At 70.1% G+C, this 21,815-nt stretch carries 23 protein-coding genes and 5 pseudogenes; 9 read left to right on the forward strand and 19 right to left on the reverse strand.

The features are described 5' to 3' along the window. Positions 1-192: 192 nt before the first annotated feature. Genes glgC through ACFVJQ_RS31080 form a run of 3 tightly spaced genes read right to left on the reverse strand, consistent with a single transcriptional unit; the run spans position 193 to position 3,422 of the window. Complete coding sequence (gene glgC / locus ACFVJQ_RS31070; protein ID WP_385514364.1) at positions 193-1,413, reverse strand: glucose-1-phosphate adenylyltransferase; 1,221 nt, start codon at positions 1,411-1,413, stop codon at positions 193-195. 51 nt (positions 1,414-1,464) lie between these two features. Beyond that, complete coding sequence (gene glgA / locus ACFVJQ_RS31075; RefSeq protein WP_385514363.1) at positions 1,465-2,616, reverse strand: glycogen synthase; 1,152 nt, start codon at positions 2,614-2,616, stop codon at positions 1,465-1,467. A 38-nt stretch (positions 2,617-2,654) separates the two neighbouring features. Next, positions 2,655-3,422, reverse strand: a complete 768-nt coding sequence (locus tag ACFVJQ_RS31080) for a (2Fe-2S)-binding protein (RefSeq protein ID WP_385514362.1) — start codon at positions 3,420-3,422, stop codon at positions 2,655-2,657. A gap of 211 nt (positions 3,423-3,633) precedes the next feature. On the opposite strand from ACFVJQ_RS31080, the gene ACFVJQ_RS31085 reads away from it, so the two are divergent. Beyond that, the gene (locus ACFVJQ_RS31085; RefSeq protein WP_385514361.1) at positions 3,634-4,764 is read left to right on the forward strand and encodes a DMT family transporter; all 1,131 of its coding nucleotides are present in this window, start codon (positions 3,634-3,636) and stop codon (positions 4,762-4,764) included. On the opposite strand, the gene ACFVJQ_RS31090 is transcribed toward ACFVJQ_RS31085, so the two are convergent. Continuing rightward, positions 4,754-5,902, reverse strand: coding sequence for a transglycosylase family protein (locus ACFVJQ_RS31090; protein ID WP_385514360.1), 1,149 nt, complete (start codon positions 5,900-5,902; stop codon positions 4,754-4,756). The two genes, ACFVJQ_RS31085 and ACFVJQ_RS31090, sit on opposite strands and share 11 nt — an antisense overlap. A gap of 303 nt (positions 5,903-6,205) precedes the next feature. Between ACFVJQ_RS31090 and gndA the strand changes: the two genes are divergently transcribed. Continuing rightward, positions 6,206-7,645, forward strand: coding sequence for an NADP-dependent phosphogluconate dehydrogenase (gndA, locus tag ACFVJQ_RS31095; RefSeq protein ID WP_385788849.1), 1,440 nt, complete (start codon positions 6,206-6,208; stop codon positions 7,643-7,645). A 514-nt stretch (positions 7,646-8,159) separates the two neighbouring features. On the opposite strand, the gene ACFVJQ_RS31100 is transcribed toward gndA, so the two are convergent. From ACFVJQ_RS31100 to ACFVJQ_RS31140, 9 genes and pseudogenes are all read right to left on the reverse strand, one after another. Continuing rightward, positions 8,160-8,807: an aspartate/glutamate racemase family protein gene (locus ACFVJQ_RS31100; protein ID WP_385514358.1), complete on the reverse strand. Its 648-nt coding sequence runs from the start codon at positions 8,805-8,807 to the stop codon at positions 8,160-8,162. Positions 8,808-8,832: 25 nt separating this feature from the next. Then, positions 8,833-9,180 (reverse strand): GNAT family N-acetyltransferase, encoded by a 348-nt coding sequence (locus ACFVJQ_RS31105; RefSeq protein ID WP_385788852.1) that lies wholly within the window; start codon positions 9,178-9,180, stop codon positions 8,833-8,835. Between the two features lie 23 nt (positions 9,181-9,203). Further along, positions 9,204-9,623 (reverse strand): aspartate 1-decarboxylase, encoded by a 420-nt coding sequence (gene panD, locus ACFVJQ_RS31110; protein WP_385788854.1) that lies wholly within the window; start codon positions 9,621-9,623, stop codon positions 9,204-9,206. Between the two features lie 202 nt (positions 9,624-9,825). Beyond that, positions 9,826-10,290: a transposase family protein gene (locus ACFVJQ_RS31115; RefSeq protein ID WP_385788856.1), complete on the reverse strand. Its 465-nt coding sequence runs from the start codon at positions 10,288-10,290 to the stop codon at positions 9,826-9,828. Continuing rightward, positions 10,202-10,678 carry a Mov34/MPN/PAD-1 family protein gene (locus ACFVJQ_RS31120; protein ID WP_385514354.1) on the reverse strand — a complete coding sequence of 159 codons (477 nt, stop codon included), beginning with the start codon at positions 10,676-10,678 and terminating at the stop codon, positions 10,202-10,204. Before ACFVJQ_RS31120 ends, ACFVJQ_RS31115 begins: the two co-directional genes overlap by 89 nt. Before the next feature lie 111 nt (positions 10,679-10,789). Beyond that, positions 10,790-10,903, reverse strand: a pseudogene (locus tag ACFVJQ_RS31125) (oxidoreductase); the annotation flags it as partial. Positions 10,904-10,945: 42 nt separating this feature from the next. Further along, positions 10,946-11,546, reverse strand: a pseudogene (locus tag ACFVJQ_RS31130) (sulfite oxidase-like oxidoreductase). 106 nt (positions 11,547-11,652) lie between these two features. Next, a pseudogene (locus ACFVJQ_RS31135) lies at positions 11,653-11,852 on the reverse strand (thiamine pyrophosphate-binding protein); the annotation flags it as partial. Between the two features lie 185 nt (positions 11,853-12,037). After that, positions 12,038-12,226 carry an alpha/beta fold hydrolase gene (locus tag ACFVJQ_RS31140; protein ID WP_385514352.1) on the reverse strand — a complete coding sequence of 63 codons (189 nt, stop codon included), beginning with the start codon at positions 12,224-12,226 and terminating at the stop codon, positions 12,038-12,040. Positions 12,227-12,568: 342 nt separating this feature from the next. Here ACFVJQ_RS31140 and ACFVJQ_RS31145 point away from each other — a divergent pair, with 342 nt between their 5' ends. Further along, a complete protein-coding gene (locus ACFVJQ_RS31145) occupies positions 12,569-13,540 on the forward strand; it encodes an SMP-30/gluconolactonase/LRE family protein (protein ID WP_385514351.1) in 972 nt (323 codons plus the stop codon). 232 nt (positions 13,541-13,772) lie between these two features. Here ACFVJQ_RS31145 and ACFVJQ_RS31150 read toward each other — a convergent pair whose 3' ends face one another. Continuing rightward, positions 13,773-14,303: an ester cyclase gene (locus tag ACFVJQ_RS31150; RefSeq protein WP_385788859.1), complete on the reverse strand. Its 531-nt coding sequence runs from the start codon at positions 14,301-14,303 to the stop codon at positions 13,773-13,775. On the opposite strand from ACFVJQ_RS31150, the pseudogene ACFVJQ_RS31155 reads away from it, so the two are divergent. After that, positions 14,247-14,401 (forward strand): annotated as a pseudogene (locus ACFVJQ_RS31155) (IS5/IS1182 family transposase); the annotation flags it as partial. The gene ACFVJQ_RS31150 and the pseudogene ACFVJQ_RS31155 sit on opposite strands and share 57 nt — an antisense overlap. 540 nt (positions 14,402-14,941) lie before the next feature. Here ACFVJQ_RS31155 and ACFVJQ_RS31160 read toward each other — a convergent pair. From ACFVJQ_RS31160 to ACFVJQ_RS31175, 4 genes are all read right to left on the reverse strand, one after another. Next, positions 14,942-15,184 carry a DUF5302 domain-containing protein gene (locus tag ACFVJQ_RS31160; RefSeq protein ID WP_307712219.1) on the reverse strand — a complete coding sequence of 81 codons (243 nt, stop codon included), beginning with the start codon at positions 15,182-15,184 and terminating at the stop codon, positions 14,942-14,944. Between the two features lie 211 nt (positions 15,185-15,395). Next, positions 15,396-16,811 carry a DEAD/DEAH box helicase gene (locus tag ACFVJQ_RS31165; protein WP_385514350.1) on the reverse strand — a complete coding sequence of 472 codons (1,416 nt, stop codon included), beginning with the start codon at positions 16,809-16,811 and terminating at the stop codon, positions 15,396-15,398. A 480-nt stretch (positions 16,812-17,291) separates the two neighbouring features. Then, positions 17,292-17,630, reverse strand: coding sequence for a tyrosine-type recombinase/integrase (locus ACFVJQ_RS31170; RefSeq protein WP_385514349.1), 339 nt, complete (start codon positions 17,628-17,630; stop codon positions 17,292-17,294). 567 nt (positions 17,631-18,197) lie between these two features. Beyond that, positions 18,198-18,749: an FAD-dependent monooxygenase gene (locus ACFVJQ_RS31175; protein WP_385788862.1), complete on the reverse strand. Its 552-nt coding sequence runs from the start codon at positions 18,747-18,749 to the stop codon at positions 18,198-18,200. Positions 18,750-18,861: 112 nt separating this feature from the next. Between ACFVJQ_RS31175 and ACFVJQ_RS31180 the strand changes: the two genes are divergently transcribed. After that, positions 18,862-19,491 carry a TetR/AcrR family transcriptional regulator gene (locus ACFVJQ_RS31180; RefSeq protein ID WP_385788864.1) on the forward strand — a complete coding sequence of 210 codons (630 nt, stop codon included), beginning with the start codon at positions 18,862-18,864 and terminating at the stop codon, positions 19,489-19,491. A gap of 137 nt (positions 19,492-19,628) precedes the next feature. After that, complete coding sequence (locus ACFVJQ_RS31185; protein WP_385788866.1) at positions 19,629-20,111, forward strand: amidohydrolase family protein; 483 nt, start codon at positions 19,629-19,631, stop codon at positions 20,109-20,111. Here the strand turns inward: ACFVJQ_RS31185 and ACFVJQ_RS31190 are convergent. Then, positions 20,057-20,212: pseudogene (locus tag ACFVJQ_RS31190) on the reverse strand (IS5/IS1182 family transposase); the annotation flags it as partial. The gene ACFVJQ_RS31185 and the pseudogene ACFVJQ_RS31190 overlap by 55 nt on opposite strands. Before the next feature lie 26 nt (positions 20,213-20,238). Here ACFVJQ_RS31190 and ACFVJQ_RS31195 point away from each other — a divergent pair. The 3 genes from ACFVJQ_RS31195 (at position 20,239) to ACFVJQ_RS31205 (ending at position 21,723) form a co-directional block, all read left to right on the forward strand. Then, on the forward strand, positions 20,239-20,475 hold the full coding sequence (locus tag ACFVJQ_RS31195) for a transposase (protein WP_385788868.1): 237 nt from the start codon (positions 20,239-20,241) through the stop codon (positions 20,473-20,475). Between the two features lie 304 nt (positions 20,476-20,779). After that, on the forward strand, positions 20,780-20,983 hold the full coding sequence (locus ACFVJQ_RS31200; protein WP_385788870.1) for a transposase: 204 nt from the start codon (positions 20,780-20,782) through the stop codon (positions 20,981-20,983). Between the two features lie 470 nt (positions 20,984-21,453). Beyond that, complete coding sequence (locus tag ACFVJQ_RS31205) at positions 21,454-21,723, forward strand: hypothetical protein (RefSeq protein WP_385514344.1); 270 nt, start codon at positions 21,454-21,456, stop codon at positions 21,721-21,723. The last annotated feature ends 92 nt before the right edge of the window (positions 21,724-21,815 follow it).

Below are 21,815 nucleotides of genomic sequence, written 5' to 3' on the forward strand. Positions count from 1 at the left end.
GGTCAAGTACGATCAGGCTACGTACAGTTAACAGCAGATTAAGTCCCGCCTCCTACGAAAGAGGCGGGACTCATGTGGCGTGAGAGGTCATAGTGTCCAGGTCAGTGCCCCACGAAGGCGTGAACCGACGCCCGGCCCGGCGTGTCCGCTCGATCGTGTGACGCCGCCGCCGCTCCTCCCGGCGTAGCCGGGCTACGGCACCCGCTGCCCCTTGCCCAGCGCGATCACGCCGCCCTTGGACACCGTGTACAGCTCGGCGTCCCGCTCCGGGTTGACGCCGATCGTCGCGCCGGGCGGCACCTCGACGTTCTTGTCGAGGACCGCACCCCGCACCACCGCACCCCGCCCGATGTGGACGTTGTCGTGCAGCACCGACCCCTGCACCACCGCCCCCGGGTCGACCACGACACCCGGCGAGAGCACGGACCGCGTGACCTGCCCCCGGATCAGGCAGCCGGCGCTGATGATGGACTCGCCGGCGATGCCGCCGGCGTTGAAGCGGGCCGGCGAGAGCTGGTTGGAGTGGGTGTAGATGGGCCAGCTGCGGTTGTAGAGGTTGAAGGCGGGCCGCTCGGCGATCAGGTCCATGTGGGCCTCGTAGTACGCGTCGAGCGTGCCGACGTCACGCCAGTAGCCCTGGTCGCGGCTGGTCTCGCCGGGGACGTGGTTGTCGCCGAAGTCGTACAGGTGGGCCTCGCCGCGTTCGGTGAGCTGGGGCAGGATCGAACCGCCCATGTCGTGCACGGAGTTGGCGTCGTCGGCGTCCCGCTGGAGGGCCTCGATCAGCGCCTTGGTGGTGAAGATGTAGTTGCCCATGGAGGCGAGGACGGAGTCGGGGTCGTCGGGCAGGCCGGGCGGGTCCGCGGGCTTCTCCAGGAACCGCTCGACGGTGCTTCCGTCCGAGCCCGGGGTGATCACGCCGAAGGAGGAGGACTCCGTGCGCGGGACGCGTATCCCCGCCACCGTCACGCCCGCGCCGGACTCGATGTGCTGGGCGAGCATCTGCCGCGGATCCATGCGGTACACATGGTCGGCGCCGAACACCGCGACGTACTCGGGCCGTTCGTCGTAAATCAGGTTCAGGGACTGCAGGATGGCGTCCGCACTGCCCAGGAACCAGCGCGGGCCGAGCCGCTGCTGGGCGGGGACGGGCGTGACGTAGTTGCCGAGCAGGCTGGACATCCGCCAGGTCGTGGTGATGTGCCGGTCCAGCGAGTGGGACTTGTACTGCGTGAGGACGCAGATACGCAGGATGTCGCCGTTGACGAGGTTGGAGAGGACGAAGTCGACAAGTCTGTACGTGCCGCCGAAGGTCACCGCGGGTTTCGCGCGGTCCGCGGTCAGGGGCATCAGGCGCTTGCCCTCCCCGCCCGCCAGTACGATCCCGAGCACCGAAGGTCCACCACGACGCATGGCCGCTCCCCTCACCCTGGTTGACCCATGATTGCCCTTGAGCCGGGCGGGCTAAGCCTGTTCGAGGATCTCCGCGTAGAGCCGGGCCGTGCGGCGGGCGACCGTGTCCCAGCCGAACTCCCCCACCGCACGTTCCCGTCCCGCCTCCCCCATCCGCCGGGCGCCCTCCGGGTCGGCGAGGAGCGCGTCCAGGGCGCGGGCGAGGCCCGTCTCGAAGTCGTCGTCCACGGGCACCAACAGGCCCGTCTTGCCGTCCGCGACGACCTCGGGGATGCCGCCGACCTGGGAGGCCACGACGGGTGTGCCGCAGGCCATCGCCTCCAGGTTGACGATGCCCAGCGGTTCGTACACCGAAGGGCAGACGAACACGGCGGCGTGCGTGAGGAGTTGGATCACCTCCGGGCGCGGCAGCATCCGCGAGATCCAGTGCACGCCGTCGCGGACGCGGCTCAGCTCCTGGTACAGGTTGCGGAACTCCCGGTCGATCTCCGGGGTGTCGGGCGCCCCCGCGCACAGTACGACCTGCGTCGCGGGGTCGATGTCCCGTGCCGCGCGCAGCAGATGGGGCACGCCCTTCTGCCGGGTGATCCGGCCGACGAACAGGATGTACGGGCGGGCCGGGTCCAGGCCGAGGCGGGTCAGGACGTCGGTGGCGGCGTCGGGCCGGTAGAGGTCGGTGTCGATGCCGTTGTGCACGACGTGGACGCGGGCGGGGTCCAGCGCGGGATAGCAGTCGAGGATGTCCGTGCGCATGGCACCGGACACGGCGATCACCGCGTCGGCGGCCTCGATCGCGGTGCGCTCGGCCCAGCTCGACAGGGCGTATCCGCCGCCGAGTTGCTCGGCTTTCCAGGGGCGCAGCGGCTCCAGGGAGTGGGCGGTCATCACATGCGGGATGCCGTACAGGAGCTTGCCGAGGTGGCCGGCGAGGTTGGCGTACCAGGTGTGGGAGTGGATGAGTTCGCGGCCCTCCAGGGCGGCGGTCATGGCGAGGTCCACGGAGAAGGTGCGCAGCGCGTCGTTGGCGGTGTCGAGCGCGGGCCAGGGGCGATGCCGCAGCACGCCTTCCGCGCGGCCCTCGCCCCAGCAGTGCACCTCGAGGTCGACGAGGGATCTCAACTCCCGGGCGAGGAACTCGACATGGACGCCCGCACCGCCGTACACGTCCGGGGGGTACTCCCGGGTCAGCAGTCCCACTCGCACCCGCAAACCCCCTGTCTCGGCGGCTGGTTCCCTCATGGTCACCCAGATGTGGCGCGTGGGGAAGAGCCCGGGGGCCGAGTGAAGCAGCAGTCGCCGCACAGTCCACCGCCGGGCACCCGGTAGTACAGGCAGCAGCTGCGGCGCCGGAAGGCAGTGCCCGTGAGTGTGCCGGTTGCGGTGAGGCGGGGGTGGGCGAAGAGCTCGCCGGCCAGCGCGCGGGCCCGGACGGCGGCCTCGGTAAGGCCGTTCGCCCGCGCCCACCGGTCCAGCTCGCGGACGGCGCCCGCCAGCGCTGATCCGGCGTTGCCCCACAGCAGCCCCGCCGCGAGCCGGTGGCGGGTGCGCAGAACGGCCGCCAGCGGTTCCAGGTGACCGTGCAGCACGACGTCCACGACGGTTGCCGCGTCCCCCGGCAGCGGGCGCACCTGAGCGAGCCACAGGTCGTCGGGTGCGCTGCCGTCGGCGTCCCAGTGCAGCAGCCGCGGGTCGAGATCGGGGACGCTGCCGTACAGGACGGCGCAGCCGAGCGCCGTCGACCACAGCCGGGCCGCGAGCCCGAGGTGCGCCACCGAGGCCGCGATCCGCACCTCGGGAACGGCCAGGGCGGCCGCCACCTTTCGGACACGGACCTGCATGGGGTCCGCGTCCGCATCCGATGCCGACGGGCCGTAGGCCTGCGCCAGGGTCGGCAGCGACCTCACAGGGGCTGACGGCCCGTCCACGACCGTGCGCAGGACGAAGAATCCGCCGAGCGGGCTCAGGGCGGCAAGGTCCGGGTCGAGGTCCACGAGGAGCAGTAGTACCAAGCCCCCTAGGGGACGGGATCAGGGGGTCTCCGTCCCGGTTCACCCACCCTGGGGATGACCGGGGGGCGTTCGTACTCCATCGGCAGTAGGACTCATTGGGTGCTCAGGGACGACGACGGGGAACAGGGCGAGCGGGCATCGTGTTGGTCATGGAAGCCGACCGTTCGTCGCACCGGGCCGAGCGCCCCAGCCTCAGGCAGAGGAGCAGCTCATGAGCGCCCTCGCGTTGTCCGTGCTCCTGTCGCTGGTGTCCGCTGTCGCGTACGCGGGCGGGGCGATCGTGCAGGAGCGGGTCGCGGTGTCGTTGCCGGGCGGCCAGTACGCGCCGATGCGCCGGCCGGGCTGGTGGGCCGCGGTGGCGCTCAACGGTCTCGGCGGGCTACTGCACGTGGCGGCCCTCGCCTACGGTCCGCTGAGCGTGGTGCAGCCGCTGGGGGCGCTGACCATCGTGTTCGCGCTGCCGATGGCGGCGCTGTTCGTGGGCCGCAGGGCCGGTGGGACGGCCTGGCGGGGCGCTGTGATGGCGACCGTCGGCCTCGCGGGTCTGCTGTCCCTGGTCGGCACGTCCGACTCGCGGTCGCTGGACGGGGCACAGCAGGTGTCCGTGTTCCTGGCGACCGCCGCTGGTGTCGCCGCGCTGATGCTCGCGGCACGGGCGGTCCGGCATCGTCCGGCGGTGCGCGCCCTGCTCCTCGCGACCGCGTCGGGCATCGCGTTCGGCATGTCCTCGGTCTTCACGAAGACGGTCGCGGTCGACTGGACCGGCGGGGTGTCGGGCGCGGATCTGCCGTCCCTGGCCGCGATCGGCGTGTTCGCCGTCTCCGGTCTGCTGCTGTCCCAGGCCTCGTACCGGGGCGCCGGCCTCGCGGCTCCGCTGGCCACGCTGACGGTGGTGAACCCGGTGATAGCGGCCGCGGTGGGCATCACGATGTTCGGCGAAACCTTCCGCTATGGCGCCACGGGCACCGTGCTCGCTCTGAGCTGCGGGGTGGTGGCGGCGGGCGGTCTGATTCTGCTGACGACGGAGCGCATCCGGCATTCCGACGACTCCGACAACACGGAGCTGCTGCCCGAGCCCCTCACCGGGCAGCTGTCCGGCATCGTCGCCCCGGCGCGGCCCGCCGACGAGCCCGCCACCGCGTTCCTCGAGGTCCTCCCCGAGAAGCCCGCCGCGCACCGGGAAGGCGGCGTCTTCCTGCCGAGCCCGGTCACGGAGAGCACGTACGGCAACGACGCGCCCGTCGGTCCCGCCGACGGGACCGCGCCCTACTACTACTCCCTGTACGGCGCCTCGTACATCCCGTTCCCGAGCGTGGAGCAGCGCGCCGGGGTCAGATCCTGACCCCGCCGGCCCGGAGGTACGCCACCGGGTCGACGTCCGTACCGAAGCCGGGCCCGGTCCGCACCTCGAAGTGCAGATGCGGGCCCGAGCTGTTGCCGGTGGACCCGACACGTCCGATGCGCTGGCCGCCGCCGACCGGCTGGCCGGCCTTCACGGAGATCGCCGACAGGTGTGCGTACTGGGTGTACCGGCCGTCGGCGTGCCGGATGACCACCTGGTAGCCGAAGGAGCCGCCCCATCCGGCGGTGACGACCCGGCCCGCGGCGACGGCCTTCACGGAGGTGCCGGTGGCTGCGGGGAAGTCGACGCCGGTGTGGTAGCCCTTCGACCAGCTGGAGCCGGCCGCCCGGTACGGGGTCCCCAGGGAGCCGCTGACGGGGGCGACGAGGGAGTCCTCGCGCCGGTCGTCGGCGTCGTCCGAAGCGGTCGTCTTCGGCCGGGACTCGGGTGCCGCCGGTGTGGTCGGCGCGGGAGCCGGGGCAGCCGTGGCCTTGGCTCGCAGGTTCAGCCGCTGGCCCGGCAGGATCAGGTCGGGGTCCGTCCCGATCGTTCTGCGGTTGGCGGCGTACAGCCGTTGCCAGCCGCCCTGGACGCGCTGCTCCTCGGCGATGGTGGAGAGCGTGTCGCCGCGGACGACGGTGTACATCTCGGCGGTTCCTGCGCGCGACTGGGGCGTGGTGTGCGGCCGTACGTCCGCCACGGAGCTCTTGGCGGTCCGGGTCGAGGTGCCCCCGCCCGGTTGGATGCCGGGCGTCTCGCCACCGCCGGTGAGTCCGGCCCGCACCGAGCACACCGGCCAGGCGCCGGGCCCCTGCCCGTCGAGCACCTTCTCCGCGACGGCGATCTGCTGGTCCTTGGTGGCCAGATCCGCGCGCGGCGCATAGGCCGTACCGCCGTACGCCTCCCAGGTGGACTGGCTGAACTGCAGTCCGCCGTAGTACCCGTTGCCGGTGTTGATGTCCCAGTCGTTGGTCGACTCGCACGCGGCGACCTTGTCCCAGGTGTCCACGTCGGCCGCCTGTGCGGCACCGGTGCCGACGAACGGGAGGGCCATTCCGGCGCCGCCCGCCGTGACGGTGAGCGAGGCGCGGTTGATCCTGTTCGGCTGATACCGGCGATGCCGGCCGCGTAAGGCCATGGAAGTGCCCCCTCGACAAGCGTCAGAAGGGCCAAAGCTAAGGGCCCCGAACAGGCCATGACAAGACGGCAATCGGCCGCCCGGTCAGGCCAAGTGGCGCAGAAGACACCCCCGTTGACGGGTTCGGGCGCGTGCCGCTGAGGCACCAAACCCCTCCCGTACGTACTGAGCCCCGTAGGGTCGGACGTGCGGTCGGCGTTTCGGCACGTCAGGATGGCCCGGGGGGCGATACTGACGGCACTACCGGCACGACCGGCAAACACGATCTACGGGATCCACTGGACCCCTTGAGGAGCAGGCGGAATGAGCACTTCAGCCCAGATCGGCGTCACGGGTCTCGCGGTCATGGGCCGCAACCTCGCCCGCAACTTCGCGCGCAACGGCTACACGGTCGCGGTGCACAACCGGACGGCGTCCCGGATGCACGCGCTGGTGGAGGAGTTCGGAAGCGAGGGCGACTTCGTCGCGGCCGAGACCGCCAAGGAGTTCGTGGCCGCCCTGGAACGGCCCCGCCGCCTGGTCATCATGGTCAAGGCCGGCGATCCGACCGATGCCGTGATCCAGGAGTTCGCTCCGCTCCTGGAGCCCGGCGACATGATCATCGACGGCGGCAACGCCCACTTCGCGGACACCCGGCGCCGGGAGCGCGAGCTGCGCGAGCGGGGCATCCACTTCGTCGGCACCGGCATCTCCGGCGGCGAGGAGGGCGCGCTGCACGGGCCGAGCATCATGCCGGGCGGTTCGAAGGAGTCGTACGAGTCGCTGGGCCCGATGCTGGAGAAGATCTCCGCGAAGGCGGCGGACGGGGCGCCGTGCGTCACGCACGTGGGTCCGGACGGCGCCGGGCACTTCGTGAAGATGGTGCACAACGGCATCGAGTACGCCGACATGCAGCTCATCGGCGAGGCGTACCAGCTGCTGCGCGATGTCGCCGGGTACTCCCCCGCCGAGATCGCGGAGATCTTCCGCACTTGGAACACCGGCCGGCTCGACTCCTACCTGATCGAGATCACGGCCGAGGTGCTGTCGCACGTGGACGCGGTCACGGGCAAGCCGTTCGTGGACGTGGTGCAGGACCGGGCGGAGCAGAAGGGCACCGGCCGCTGGACCGTGCAGATCGCGCTGGACCTGGGTGTTCCGGTCTCCGGGATCGCGGAGGCGGTGTTCGCCCGCTCACTGTCCGGACACGCGGCGCTGCGTGAGGCGTCCCGAGGCCTGGCCGGCCCGAAGGCGTCTCCCCTGGACAAGACGGAGGCCGGTGCCTTCGCCGACCGGGTCGAGCAGGCGCTGTACGCCTCCAAGATCGTGTCGTACACCCAGGGCTTCCACGAGATCGCCGCGGGCAGCGAGCAGTACGACTGGGACATCGACCTCGGCCAGGTCGCCTCGATCTGGCGCGGCGGCTGCATCATCCGCGCGGCGTTCCTGGACCGGATCCGCGCCGCCTACGACGCCCGGCCCGATCTGCCCAGCCTGCTGTCGGACGAGACGTTCGCCCAGGAGATCGCGGCGGCCCAGGACGACTGGCGCGAGGTACTCGTCGCCGCCACCCGGCAGGGCGTCCCGACACCGGGCTTCGCCGCGGCCCTCGCCTACTACGACGCCCTGCGCGCCGAGCGACTGCCCGCCGCGCTCACCCAGGGCCAGCGGGACTTCTTCGGCGCGCACACCTACCGGCGCACCGACCGGGACGGTTCGTTCCACACGCTGTGGGGCGGGGACCGGTCGGAGGTGGCGGGCTGAGCGCTCCGCTGGAGGTCCGGTACGCCACGTGCGGGTGCGTCGTGGCCAGGGCCGGTCCTGCGGTACGGCAGTGGTGGGCGGCCTTCGTGGTCGCCCACCACGCGTCATGGGCGCTCACCGCCCTTCGTGGTGCGGCCGCTCAGGAGAGCGGCGGTCCGGGCTCCGGGTTCGGGACGGGCTCCGGGCCCGGGGGGATCGGTGAGGGGTTGGGTTCCGGGACGGGGCGGGGCCCCGGCGGCGGCTCGGGAGCCGGAGGCGGAGGGGTCGGCCCGGGGCCCGGGGGCGGTTCCGGAGTCGGCACCGGGTCGGGGTGCGGCTCGGGGTGATGGGGATCCGGTCCGGGAGTGGGACCCGGCGGGACCGGATCGGGGTACGGATTGGTCATGATGTCCTCCGCCAGTCGGTGAACGTCGGCTGTGGACTACTCCCCGTCTACCCGGGGCCCAGTGCCGCCAGTCACTCGCCGGAGTCACCGCGTGGCCCAGGTGGACCCCTGGGATCTATCCGGACGACGTCAGCGCGACAGCCCGGTCCGCGCCGCCCGCGCCCCCGCCGCCAGCCCCGGACGCGGGCTGGACAGCACCGGGACCGATGTCGTCGTCAGATGCTGGGCCGGGGCCATGGAGGGCTGGGCAAGGACGATTGCGTCGGCGTCGGTGACCTCGTCGGCCGCGGCGGCGACGAGACGTGCGTAACTCTCCGTGTCGCCCGCCTCGAACCGCTGCCACGCGCCCTCCACCAATCGGGGGCGTACCTCGACGGAACGTCCGGCGCGGCGGGCCTCCTCCTCGATCAGCGACACGGTCGGCCCGAACGTGCTCTCCAGCGTCCCGAGGACGACGACCCGGGACCCCGCGGCCACCGCGGCAGCCGCCATCGGACGGTCGCCGCGCAGCACCGGCACGCCGACGTCGGCGCCGGCCGTCTCGGCGACGCCGCCGAGTGTCGAGCAGGTGCACAGCACGGCCCGCGCGCCGTCGGCGACCGCCCGCTCCAGAACCGCACGCAGGTCGTCCGCCACCGCTTCGGGGCCCTTGGCACGGGCCCGGTCCAACAGTCCCTCGTCGACGAAGTGCTGTAGTTCCAGGCCCTGGTGGTCCTCGTCGCGCAGGGCGTCGAAGACGGGGACGTGGACGGGTGAGGTGTGCAGGAGAGCGAGCATGGAGAGGGCTCCTTCCTTCAGGCCTTCAGAACCGGCCCGGGTGCGCCAACAGCCACTGCTTCGCCGCCCGCAGCAGCTCCGGGTCGGCCGCCGGAGCCTCCTCGGGGTGGCGCTCCGCCCACTTCACGACGTACGGGCACAGCGGGGCCACGACGATGCCCTCACGCTTCGCGATGGCGTACAGCTCGCGCGCCAGCGAGCCCGCGATGCCCTTCCCCTCGTGGGCCGGTTCCACGATGGTGTGCACGGGGACCAGGGCGCGCCCCGGGGCTTCCAGGACGAAGTACTCGATGTGGCCGACGACTTCGCCGCCGTCCCCGAGGGCCTCGAGGCGGCCGGCCGCCCGGTCGTCGCGGATCTCGATGTCGCTCATGGGCACGCTCCTGGTCGGAAAGGTCAGGCCGACACGGCCTGCGGGCTGCGCTCCTGGTCCGAGCCCGGCACCGGTGCGGACGGGTCGGCACCCAGGGCCACGATCCTGTTGTCGCGGTCCACGTGCACGACCCGCGGCTTCAGTGCCCGCGCCTCGGCGTCGGTGACCTGAGCGTAACTGATGATGATCACCAGATCGCCGGGATGGACCAGATGGGCCGCGGCACCGTTGATACCGACGACGCCCGAGCCGCGCTCACCCTCGATGACGTAAGTCTCCAGCCGGGCGCCGTTGGTGATGTCGACGATGTGCACAAGCTCGCCGGGCAGCAGATCGGCGGCATCCAGCAGCTCGGCGTCGATGGTCACCGATCCCACGTAGTGCAGGTCGGCCTGGGTGACGGTGGCTCGGTGGATCTTGGACTTGAGCATGGTGCGCAGCATGTAGTACTCCCAGAGGGTTGGCTCCCTGCCTGCTCTTGCAGGTCAAGGGCGTTTTTCACTCTACATCGACACGGTTTTCCAACGGCGTGCCGACCAATATCAAGGACTGAAGCTGACCAGTCGCTGACTTACCTGACGGCGCGTCCGCCATGAGGTCGAAAGGACCCTATGCGACAGACGCAGACTAGGCTCGTGAGAGCCGTCACATCACGGGTCTGGATCGCCGGCAAGCGCGGAGGATCCTGTAGTTCTTCATCTGGGAGAAGACGTGCTCGACTCGCGCACGGACCTTCCGGTGAGCGGCGCTGTCCTGCTCCTCGCCCTTCAGTAGCGGTAGTCCGGAGCGTCTGCAGTGCGGGACGACCAGACCAGTATTGATGTCGGCGCCATCGCCAAGCACGGTCACGCCTCGGCAGTGCTCGACCAGGTCGGAGTCCCGCCAAACCTTCGCGTCCGCGGTCGTGCCGGGCACCGGACGGGCCGCGGCCATGACGAGGGCCTCGGTCATCACGAGGGCCGGGGTCTTCCTGCCATACGACGCGGCTCGGTCGAGGGGGTGCGAGGCGTCGTTCCTGGCGTTATAGCACGGCGCCGTCGAGTCGCAGGTCCACCGGCGTGATCCGGTCGTGCCGAGCGGCCCAGGCCGTGCCGACCCAGTGGTGTTCATGACGGGCGAGGATGACCGCAATGACGCTGTGGAATCCCAGTTCCGGGTCGTCGAGGAGTTGCTGGTAGGTGGCGGTGTCTTGAGTGCTGGGGATCGGCCGGCTGGTGGGGTGGGTGTGCCATTCGCCTACCCAGACACTGCCGTCGGCCGCGAACGCTTGGTCGGCGAGGGCTTGGGCGTGTCGCAGGTCGCGGAGGAAGTAGGTGGGGGTGCGTACGGCAGCGGGTCCGGGCGTCCCGGCGTGGTGGATGGTGACGGTGTCTTCAGTGTGGTGTCCCAGCAGGATGCCTCCGGTTTCTGTGGTGTGGTCGGCCGTGCGCAGTTCGGTGGTGATGACGTGGGCAGCTGGCGCGGTGAGGTGAACGGCGGCGACCGGTAGCTGGGTCATGGTGCTTCGCAGGTGGAGCAACCGGTTCGGGGCGGGGTGGCGTCGAGCCAGCGCAGTTCGACCGTGCGATCGAGGTCGAAGGGTGGGGCCCAGTCGGGTTGACGGCGCAAGCCGAGCAGCCTGATAGCCGTCGTCGGCGGTGAGCCGTACGTCGACGTGCTGCCCGGGCAGGTGGCCGGGCCAGCCCGGCGCCCGGAATACCAGGGTGCGGGCGGTGGCCGTCAGGGGCCAACGCTCGACGAACCGGGCCGGTACCCGACGCCATGGTCAGTCGCCCCAGTTGCGCTGCTCGCGCCACGGGTCGCCGTAACTGTGGTAGCCGACGCTCTCCCAGAATCCCGGCTCGTCCTCGTGGGTGAGTCGCAGCCCGCGCACCCACTTGGCGGACTTCCAGAAGTACAGGTGCGGTACCAGGAGCCGGGCGGGGCCGCCGTGTTCGGGGGGACAGCGGCTCGCCGTCGTAGGTGTGGGCGAGCCAGGCCCTGCCGTCGAGGAGGTCCTCCAACGGGAGATTGGTGGTGTAGCCGCCGTAGCTGCTGACGACGACGAAGTCTGCCGCCGTCTCGACGTCCTCGAAGAACGCGTCGAGGGGCACGCCGCGCCACCGGGTGTCGAACTTCGACCAGCGGGTCACGCAGTGGATATCCTGCACGGTCTCCTGCTGCGGCAGGGCGAGCATGCTCTCCCAGGTCCAGCTGTGGATCTCGCCGAGTTCCGTGGTCACGGTGAAGGCCCAGGTCGCGGTGGAGATGTTGGGGGTGGGCCCGGCCGACAGCATGGGGAACTGCTCCGTTGCGTACTGGCCTGGCGGCAGTCGGTCCGCCAGATGTCGGCCGCGGCCTTTGAAACCGGGTGAGAAGGAGTTCACGGCGTCGTCTCCAAGGGCGTGTCTGTGGTCGTGCCGGTCGCCTCCGCTGTCATCGGCATCAGGTGCGTTTCCGATCTGTCCGAGGCCGCGCGACGTCGCTCAGATGCCGGCCCGTGAGCTGGGCCTCCGCGCCGGCGGCGAACGCCGCGACCTCCTCGTGGCGGACCTGGATCCACTCGACGGAGTCGTGCCGTCCGACCGCGTCGACGACAGGATCGAGACTGTCACCCACCACGCCGTAGATCCGCCGGACCCGGCACAGGCCGTGAGGTCGTCGTACTGTTCCGCGACGATCTGCTCGGCCATGGCCACTCCTCGGATTCCGGACATCGTGACGGGCCCCGGCCGTGACTCGACACGGGTCCGGCAGCCCGCCGCGATGAGGTTATGGACGTGCGCGAAGCCCTGGTTGACCTGGAGCGCACCGGCACTGGTCCGACAGCGCACCCAGGCATGCGAATGCGGCGAACACCGGCGGCAGGGCGGCAGGGTCAGCCCGTCCAGTCGGTGAGGAAGTCCAGGAGTTCGGCGTTGACGACGTCGGGGCGTTCCTCCTGGCAGAGGTGTCCGCACTGGGGAATGGGCACCCCGCGGACCTGACGGGCCAGACCCTTCCAAACCTCCAGGACGCCGTAGGCCTGCCCGATGGCACTGAAGTCCTCACCCCACAGGGTCAGCACCGGGCAGTCGATGAGCCGGTCGCGGATCGGTGCGCTGACGGAACAGACCCCATACAGCCACCGACAAGGCCCACCGGCGGATCTCCTCAATGATTCGGTGCGGAAATCCCCACGGCGACGGAGGAAGGCATGCCGCTGCTCCAGCCGAAGCCGGGGAAGCTACGTCCGCGGACCACCGACGGCCCGGCCACCGATCGTGTGGCGACGAGGGGCCTCCGGTACACCCACCTTCACCGCCTGACGCCAGGCCGCTCCTCTTGGTCCGGCCGACCGGCTGTGCCACGCCCCTGGTACGGCCGGCCGGCCACCTATCACATGACGATTCACGAATACGGAGCACACATGTCAGGAACCTCTCTTGGCAAGCGAACCGGACTGCTGGCCACGGCCATCACGGCAGCCCTCGCCATGACGGCCTCAGGGCCGGCGCTCGCCGCCGACGCCCCGATATCGCACGTACTCGTCGTGGCGCATCTGAACATGGCGGACGGGCAGCGTCCGGAGAACATCGCCCTGGAACCCGACGGCAGTGCGGTGGTCACCTTCGCCTTCCGTCGCCAGGTCGCCCGGATCGACCGCGCTGGCGGGGTGCACGTCCTGGCCACCCTGCCGGCACCGCCGGCCGGTGCGAGCACACCTGTGCTGACCTCACCCTTCCTCGGTGGCATCGTCCGTACGCACGACGGGACGCTGTACTTCCTGTACGCCACCGGCACCAGCGATCTGACCGGCCTGTGGCGCCTGCGTCCGGGCGGCGCCCCGGAGCGCATCGCCGCGCTCCCCGCCGACAGCCTGCCCAACGGCCTGGCCCTGGACCGGCGGCAGCGCCTGCTGTACGCCACCGACTCGGTCCTGGGCACGGTCTGGCAGATGCCCGTCCACGGCGGTACGGCCACCCGCTGGGCCACGGCGCCCGGGCTGGAAGCGACGGGATTCCTGGGAGCCAACGGCATCAAGATGCACAACGGCGCGGTCTGGGTGTCCAACCTGGACCAGGGCACCGTGCTGCGCATCCCGGTCACCCGCCGCGGCACCGCCGGTCCCGTCGAGACCCGGGCCACGGGCCTGGTCAACATCGACGACATCGCCTTCACGGGCTCCGGGAACACGCTGCTGGCCGCGATCAACGCGGACAACGAGGTAGCCCTCGTCCGGTCCGACGGCAGCCACAGCGTGGTGCTGACCGGAGCGGACGGACTGCAGAACCCGACCTCCCTCGCCGTCCGCGGCACCAGGGCCTACGTCGCCAGCGGCGCCTACTTCACCAACGACGACCCCAACCTGCTCGCCGCCCGGATCACCCCCGGCAAGTAGCCCGCCCAGTCGCCGAACGGCAGGAGCACGGCTGGAGCTTCCTGGCGGGGCAGGCCGGGAGCCGGAGCCCATCGCTGGGCTCCGGCCCCCGAACCGTGCGTCCTCATCGCATCGACGATGTCGGGGTCCCGGATGGCTGCAGCAGATCGCGGCTGTCGGAGGGATCATGAAGACGGCCGGAAGGCCTTCCCGGCGTAGGTCAGCCCACTGATGGTGCGGTCCTGTCGCTCGCTCAGAACAGGCCGTTGGTGTACGGCAGTTCGGCCGGTACGGGGGCGATGACGTCCCAGTGCTCGACGATCTTGCCGTCGGCGACGCGGAACAGGTCCCAGTAAGCGACGGGCACACCGAACTCGCCCTCGGACTGCAGGAGGACGAAGTCGCCCTCGGCGACCACCTTGTGAACGGTTTTGTAGACCAGGTTCTTGCCCTGTTCGGCCCACTTGGCGGCCGCGGCCCCGAAGCCGTCCAGGCCGTCGGCGGCCTCCGGGTTGTGCTGGTGGTAGGTCTCGGTGGAGATGTAGTTGGTCAGCACCGAGTAGTCGGCGCCCTTGAGGACCTTCTCCGCGAACTCCGCCACCAGCGCGCGGTTGGCCTCGGTCCTGTCCAGGTCACTCGGCGTGGCCGGGCCGTCGGTCTGTGTACGGGTGCGGGCAGCAGGTCGGCCTGGAACAACCGCACTTCTTGAAGAACCACCCCATCCCACGGGCGAGCTGTCGAGGCACTGGTCGACCAGGGCTTCAAGAACCAGGTCGCCGCTCACGGAGCCAGCCGTGAAGGGTCGAGCAGACCTACGGGATCTTGATAGTGCACTGGCGCCTGGTCCGCGACTACGAGCACCACCCGTCCTCCTCCACGAACGACCGGGTTGAGCCCGCTGCACCAGCGGCCGTCACGCCGCTTCCCAGAGACTCCATGCGTCGGTCAGCCGCAGCAGAACCGGGGAAGCAAATGTCCTTGCCACGCCGGCTGCCTACTGTCAGGCCCGGACAACCGTCGTCGATCTCCACAGCGGTACAGCGGGCACGGCGGGCGCGCGACACCGGCCGCGTGCCCTCGGACGAGGCAGTGCCCTCAGCCCGGAATGATCAGTGATTCGGACGGCTCCAGTGGTGACGCCAGCTGGGATGGCCAGACGCGCCGGCGTCGCACCGGGCCGTCAGCTACGTCCTGGCCACCGTGCAACGTCGGCGGCCGGACGTCCTGGCCGGGAATGCCAGTGCGGCGGCGCCACCGACCCGCGCCAGCCGCAGTTGGGCCCTCCCACAGGCGAGACCGCCGGCTACGCCTCGCCCGCAACGCGCACACGGACATGCGCACGTTGCGGGCCACGGCACCGGGCGCGCGAGTGGACAGCGCGCAGAGTGCCGGTAAAGCGGCCGGACCGCGGGACTGATCGACTCAGCCGCCGCTCTTACGTCTGAACGACCGCTGGCTCGCAGCCGGGCCGTGCGCCGCACGCACCTTCGACGCATCCGGGTTGGCGGCAACATCGGCCGCGTCCGCCTGCGCACCGCGCTTGCGCGCCAGGGCTTCACGGAACTTGCGCTTGAGGTCGTAGTTGCCGTCGCTGTCCGGCGCCAGAGGGGACGTCTCGGGGGCAGCCGGCTCCGAACCTTCCGTAGTTACGGGCTCTGCGGTCATGGTGACCTCCTGGGTTCGGGGGTGGGCCAGCACAGCTTGTCATGCCGGGCGCAGTGCGGGGCGCCGGCAACATCATCCTGCTCCGTTTCGGCGGGTATCCCTCTCGCGGCCGAGGGCGTTCGCTTCGTAGTGGGGGCACAGGACGGGCTTCGGGCCGGGCCGAGGGTTGTCGATCCCGTGGCCAGGAGATTCGCTGACAGGGCAACGGCTCTCAGCCGTTGCGACGCACGAGGGCGGCCTTGCGGGCCTCGGCGAGCTTGCGGACCTCGCCAGCCTTTCGGGACTTGCCGCCGGCGCCGCGGGAGGTGTCCTTGCTGGTGCCGAGGCCGCGGAAGGAAGCGTTGCTGTTCTTGGGTCGGGGGACGGCGGGCCCGCCGTCGAGCGGGGTGCCAGAGGGAGCCTTGGCGCCGGTGATCCGGCTCAGTTCCGCCTCGCCCGAGCGCACCTTGGTGACGGTCGGCTCGATGCCAGCCCCGGCCATCATGCGGCTCGTCTCGCGGCGCTGGCCCGCCAGCACGAGCGTGACCACACTGCCGGACTCACCGGCGCGGGCGGTGCGGCCGGCCCGGTGCACGTAGTCCTTGGGGTCGGTGGGCGGGTCGACGTTGACCACGAGATCGAGGTCGTCGACGTGCAGGCCACGGGCCGCGACATTGGTCGCCACCAGAACGGTGATCTGGCCGTTCTTGAACTGCGCCAGAGTCCGTGTGCGCTGTGGCTGGGACTTGCCGCTGTGCAGGGCCCCGGCGTGCACCCCGCTGGCCCGCAGATGCCGGGTGAGCTGGTCGACGGCGTGCTTGGTGTCGAGGAACAGCAGTACGCGACCGTCCCGGGCGGCGATCTCCGTGGTGACGGCGTAGCGGTCAGGGCCGTGGACGACCAGAACGTGGTGCTCCATCGTCGAGACCGTGCCCGCGGACGGGTCGACCGAGTGGACGACGGGGTCGTGGAGGTAGCGGCGGACCAGCTGATCGACGTCGCGATCCAGAGTGGCCGAGAAGAGCATCCGCTGACCGTCGGGGTGCACCTGGTCGAGCACGTCGGCAACCTGCGGCAGAAATCCCAAGTCGCACATCTGGTCGGCCTCGTCCAGCACGGTGCTCCTTACCCGTCCCAGGCGGCAGGCGTTGCGCTCGATCAGGTCGTGCAGGCGTCCGGGGGTGGCGACGACCACCTCGGCTCCCTGGCGCAGCGCGGCGACCTGCCGGCCGATCGACATGCCGCCGACGACCGTGGCCATCCGCAGCCGCAATGCCTCGGCGTACGGCGCCAGCGCCTGGGTGACCTGTTGGGCCAGCTCCCGGGTGGGCACAAGGATCAGAGCGAGGGGCTGCTTCGGTTCGGCGCGCCGCCCGGCCGTACGTGTCAGCAGCGGCAGGCCGAAGGCGAGCGTCTTGCCCGATCCGGTGCGCCCGCGCCCCAGGACGTCGCGCCCCTCCAGGGCATCGGGCAGTGTGGCGGCCTGGATCGGAAAGGGTTCGCGCACCCCTAGTCCGCTCAGTGTCCGCAGCACCTCCACCGGCAGTTCCAGGCCGGCGAAGGAGACGGCCGGGGGCAGCGCCGGAGTCATGGCCTCGGACTGGGCGGGACCGCCGTGAGCGATGCCGGAGTCGTCGGGATGCTTCATGAACAGCCTTCCGCAGGGGGACGTACCGAGGAAGGCCCGGCAGGATTGAACAGCCCACGCACAAGCGGAACCGAACAGGCAGAAGCGCCCACCGCGACGACCACGCAAACGCGTGACACTAACACAAGGCATAACATCGCGCCGTGATACCGATCGCCCCTCCCACATCGATGACCCGACGCAGCCCGACAGCCTTCCGGCATCCGTGGTCCGGGCCCCCAGCTCACCGAGATCCGCCGATGCATCACCGGGGGTGATCGCCCCACACACTTGCCTGCAAAAGGGGCTCGCGCACGGCGAGATCGTGACGCCTGAGGCTGCATCGCGAACGGCCGGAGTTGTGATCCTCGGTTCCACAGAAGGCAAGCGCGCCCGTCCAGTCCACCACGGCGAGCAGCTTGTCGTTCTACGGCACAGTGCGCGGGTTCCCGTCTCACTGGGCCGGTGTCGGTCGGTGGCCACCGCACATAGGAGGCGGAATCAGGCTTCTTTCCAGAGGCCGGCGTCCAGGATGCGTGCCGCCTTCGTGATACTCCCGGGCATCAGATGCCGGTAGGTGCGATACGTCGCCTCGATGGACTTGTGGCCCATCCATTCCTTCACGTCGCTGATCGGTATTCCGTTACCAAACGCGTTCGATGCGAAGTAGTGCCGGAAGCTGTACATCCCCACACCGTCCTCCGCAGGGAGTGTCTTGAAGAGCTTCTGCACGCGCCGGCGTTCCATCGGCTCCGCGCAGTAGCCGCTCGGACCACGCAGGAGATAACCGTCCTTCGTCGTGCCGTGCTTCTCCTCGTACCGCTCCGTCGCCTCCCGCACCGAGCGCGGCAGAGGAACCTCCGGGAACTCCCCCGCCTTGCGATGCTTCAGCTTCGCCGGCCCGTGCGTGTGGAGTGGCGTTCCTGAACCGCATCGTGTAACGGCGCGGGGAACGGGTCGGCTTGGCGCAGTCGCAGTCCTTGAAGAGGGGCCCCATCCCACCGGCGAGCTGTCGAGCCACGCTCCAAGCCTTTCGAGCAGGGCGCCGGGCGGCGCAGCAGGCCCTGCCATGGGTGCAGGTCAGCAAGCCCGGACACCGTCCGGCCTGATGCTGACCATTTGCTGACCCGGAGGCGACACTCAGGGCGCTGACCTGCGGAAACACCCAAACGCTAGATCTTGGACTTGAGCATGGTGCGCAGCATTTGGTACTCCCAGAGGGTTGGCTCCCTGCCTGCTCTTGCAGGTCAAGGGCGTTTCTCACTCTACTTCGACACGGTTTTCCAACGGGGTGCCGACCAATATCAAGGACTGAAGTTGACCAGTCGCTGACTTACCTGACGGCGCGTCCGCCATGAGATCGAAAGGACCATACGCGACAGACGCGGACTATGCTCGTGAGAGCCGTCACATCACGGGTCTGGATTGCAGCGATTCGTCGGCGGTTCCAAAGCGCGTCAAGCGTGCTGAGGGCCTCCTTGGCCTTCGCTCCCTGAAGGGTGCCGGCGGACCGTGCTGTGCCCGCCGTCGCACGCGACGAGGTAGTGGCCCCGGATCTTCACCGCCGCCAGGGGCGCCGTCCGCGTGCCACTCGATCGTGACCCCCTCCGCGTCCTGCGCGAGCGCCGTCACCTCGTGGCCGCGGAGCACGGGTACGCCCCGCTCGCCGAGGATCCGTTCGAGGTGGGCCTCCAGCCGGTCTGTGGAAGCCTGACCGGATGGGGGTACTGGGTGCGCCAGGCCGGCAGTCCAGCTCGACCGGCAGGGTGGCGAAATGCCCGCCGGTGGTGTTCTCGGACGGTTCCTGTGCGAGAGCAGCGGTTCCAGCAGGCCGCGCAGATCGACCACTTCGGCGGCGCGCGGCTGGAGTCCTCCCGCCCGGCACTGGGTGCCGCGGGTGCGCTGTTTCTCCAGGACGACGACCGGTATCCCGGCCAGTGTCAGCTCGTACGCCGGCATCAGCCCGGTCGGGCCCGCCCCACCACGATGGCCTCGGTCCGCATGACGACCTCCCAAAGAAGAGGAACTTAATGCAAATTTGCACCCAGCTCATCACGGGTAGACTGGGTGCATGGATCAGCGGATGGGCCTGCGGGAACGCAAGAAGGAACGCACCCGGGAGACGATCGCGGCGACGGCGATCCGCCTCTTCCTCGACAAGGGCTTCGACCAGGTCTCGATCACCGAGATCGCTCAGGCGGCGGAGGTCTCCCGGCGGACCCTCTTCGCGTACTTCCCGACGAAGGAAGACCTCGTGCTGCACCGGTTCGCCGACCACGAGAGTGAGGCGGCCCGGGTCGTGCGCGCCCGGCCGGCCGGACAGCCGCCGTTGGAGGCGCTGCGTGCGGCCCTGCTCGACGCCCTGGCGCACCGCGATCCAAACACCGGCCTGTGCGACGACCCCGAGGTCATGGCCTTCCTCCGCATGATCCTCGACACCGAGGGCCTGGCGACGCGGCTGACCCGGTACATGGCACGCGGGACCGACGCGCTGGCCGAGGCGCTGCGGGAAGCGGGCGTCGATCCGCTCGCCGCGCGTCTCGTGGCCGCTCAGGTGATCGTGGTGCAGCGGGAACTGACGGTCATGAACCAGGAGTGTCTGGCGGGCGGCGCGTCCGCCGACGACCGCTACCCGGAGGCCGTCCGCGCGACCGAGCGGGCGTTCGACCTGCTGCGCGACGGGCTGGGGCAGCACGGCTAACAGTCGAGCGGATCGAAAGGCAGCCGGAGGGGTGATGCCGGGTATGGCGCGCGCTCGGGGGCCGTCGCGCCGGCCGGACCGGGGAACAGGGCGGACCGGCCAGGGGAGAGGACCTTCTTGCCATCATTCTTGAGAAGTTGAGATGCTTCAACGGGGTCCTCGACCGCTACCCGAACATCAACTGGGTCCTGTCGCACGGCGGCGGCACCGTCCCCTACATCGGCCACCGCATGGCCGGGGCGCCCCGGGTCGTCGCCGCCTACCGCGAGCTGGTGCGGCGCCCGATGGCGGAATACCTGCGGTCGGTCTACTACGACGTGGCCGTGGCCGACTCCCTCGTGCAGGTGAACACCATGGTCGACACGGTCGGCACAGACAGGATGCTCTTCGGGACCGACTGGCCCTACTCCGACGGGGTGTTCGACCGCGAGCAAGCCGGCGAACACGACCTGACGCGCCTGCTCGGCCCCAACCTCGGCGCCCACGTCGCAGGAACCAACGCACTTCGCATCCTCCCCCCTCACCGAACGCCTGGCAGGCAACGAAAATTGAGCCAGGTCCGTCTTCAAACGGATCTTGCCCAGAGCAGGAATGACGCGAGTGTGGCCGCTGCTTCGTAGGAGGTGGCCGTCTTGTCGTATCTGGTGGCGATGCCGCGGAAGCCTTTGAGCCGGTTGAAGCAGCGCTCGACGATGTTGCGTCGGCGGTAGGTCTCCCGGTCGAATCCCAATGCCGCGAAGTCAAGGGGTGATCGGTGATCTGCCCCCAGGCACCCCGGTGGCGTTCGAGGCAGCCTTCGGCTGGGGCTGGCTGGTGGAACTGCTCCAGGAACACGGCTTCGAGCCGCACCTCGTCCATCCGCTGCAGTGCAAGGCCATTGCCTCGGCCCGGCTGAAGAACGACAAGGTCGACGCGGCCACCCTGGCCCAGCTGCTGCGGGCCGACCTGCTGCCCGAAGCATGGATCGCCCCGCTGCCGGTCTGACAACAGCGGGCCATGCTGCGACACCGGGCCCAACTGGTCCGGCTGCGGACCCTGTTGCGCAACCGAATCCATGCCGTACTGGCCGATCACGGCTGTGACCGGGGAACCAGCCGCAGCTGCTGGAGCGGCCCCGGACGGGCGTGGCTGGACCAGCTCCCGCTGCCGACAGCGTCCCGCACCGTGGTCACCGATCTGCTGGAGCTGATCGATGCCGTGCAGGTCCCCATCGACCGGCTCGACTGCGAGCTGACGGCGGCGGCCAGGGCCGACCCACGAGTGGAGGTCCTGACCACCCTGCCGGGGGGTGGGACCGCTCACCGCTCTGGTTCTTCTGGCCGAGATCGGGGACATCCACCGGTTCCCTTCCGCCCGCAAGCTTGCTTCCCGGGCCGGGCTCACCCCCACCGTCCGGAGCTCGGACCGCACCGTTCGTTACGGCCACATCTCCAAACAGGGCGATCCCTGGTTGCGCTGGATCCTGAGCGAAGCGGCCCAAACCGCCAAATGATCCCTGCAGTTTGCCGCCTACTATCAGCAGATCGCCCACCGCCGCGGCAAGAAGATCGCCACGATCGCGAACGCCCGCAAACTCCTCACCCGTGCCTGGCATCTGCCGTCCAGTACGAAGCCTGCCTCCCGGACACCCTGGTCCGGGAGGCAGCCGAGAGCCGATGACACCCACCTTCCTCCCCGAGAGGTTGCCGACCCCCGGGTGCGCTCGCGTCTACGCGTGGGCCGGCCCCGCCGCGCTCGACTACCTGAATGAGCAGCCCGGTCCCCGGACCAGGGTCATGGCGCCGGCCCGGCAACGGTGCACGGAGCCGAATGGGTGCGTGTGAGACCTTCTCCGCCCGACCTACCTCTGGGGACTACCGACAATCCCCGGCCGAAGAGGCACAGACTTCCCCCGCTCGGCACCAGCCCGTGAGCACGCCGGGCCAGGCAGTCGTCTGTCCTTGACAAGCCCAGCCCTCATGGGTGCGCAAACGCGGGATCAAGGCGACGACTCCGGTTCCCGCGGACCGGGTCCGCAACCGCCGGAAGCTCAGCTCCCGAGGCGGCCGGCCGCCGAAGTTCGACAAGACCGACTACCGCGAACGCCACGCGGTCGAGGGCGGGATCAACCGCCTCAAGCGCCACCGGGCCGTGGCCACGGGATATGACAAGCTTGCCGTCCGCTACGAGGCGACCGTGCTGGTCGCAGTCCTCAACGAATGGCGTGACCAGCGCTTTCCCAACAGACCCTAGCTTGATCTTTAACCTGGGGTCTCGAACGGCGTCTCGTACTTGATCACTCGGGTTGGTAACTGCCGTACGTGCAGGCGGCCTTCGGCTGACCA

It is taken from the genome of Streptomyces sp. NPDC127197 (assembly GCF_042672405.1).
Taxonomy (GTDB): Bacteria; Actinomycetota; Actinomycetes; order Streptomycetales; family Streptomycetaceae; genus Streptomyces; species Streptomyces flavusporus.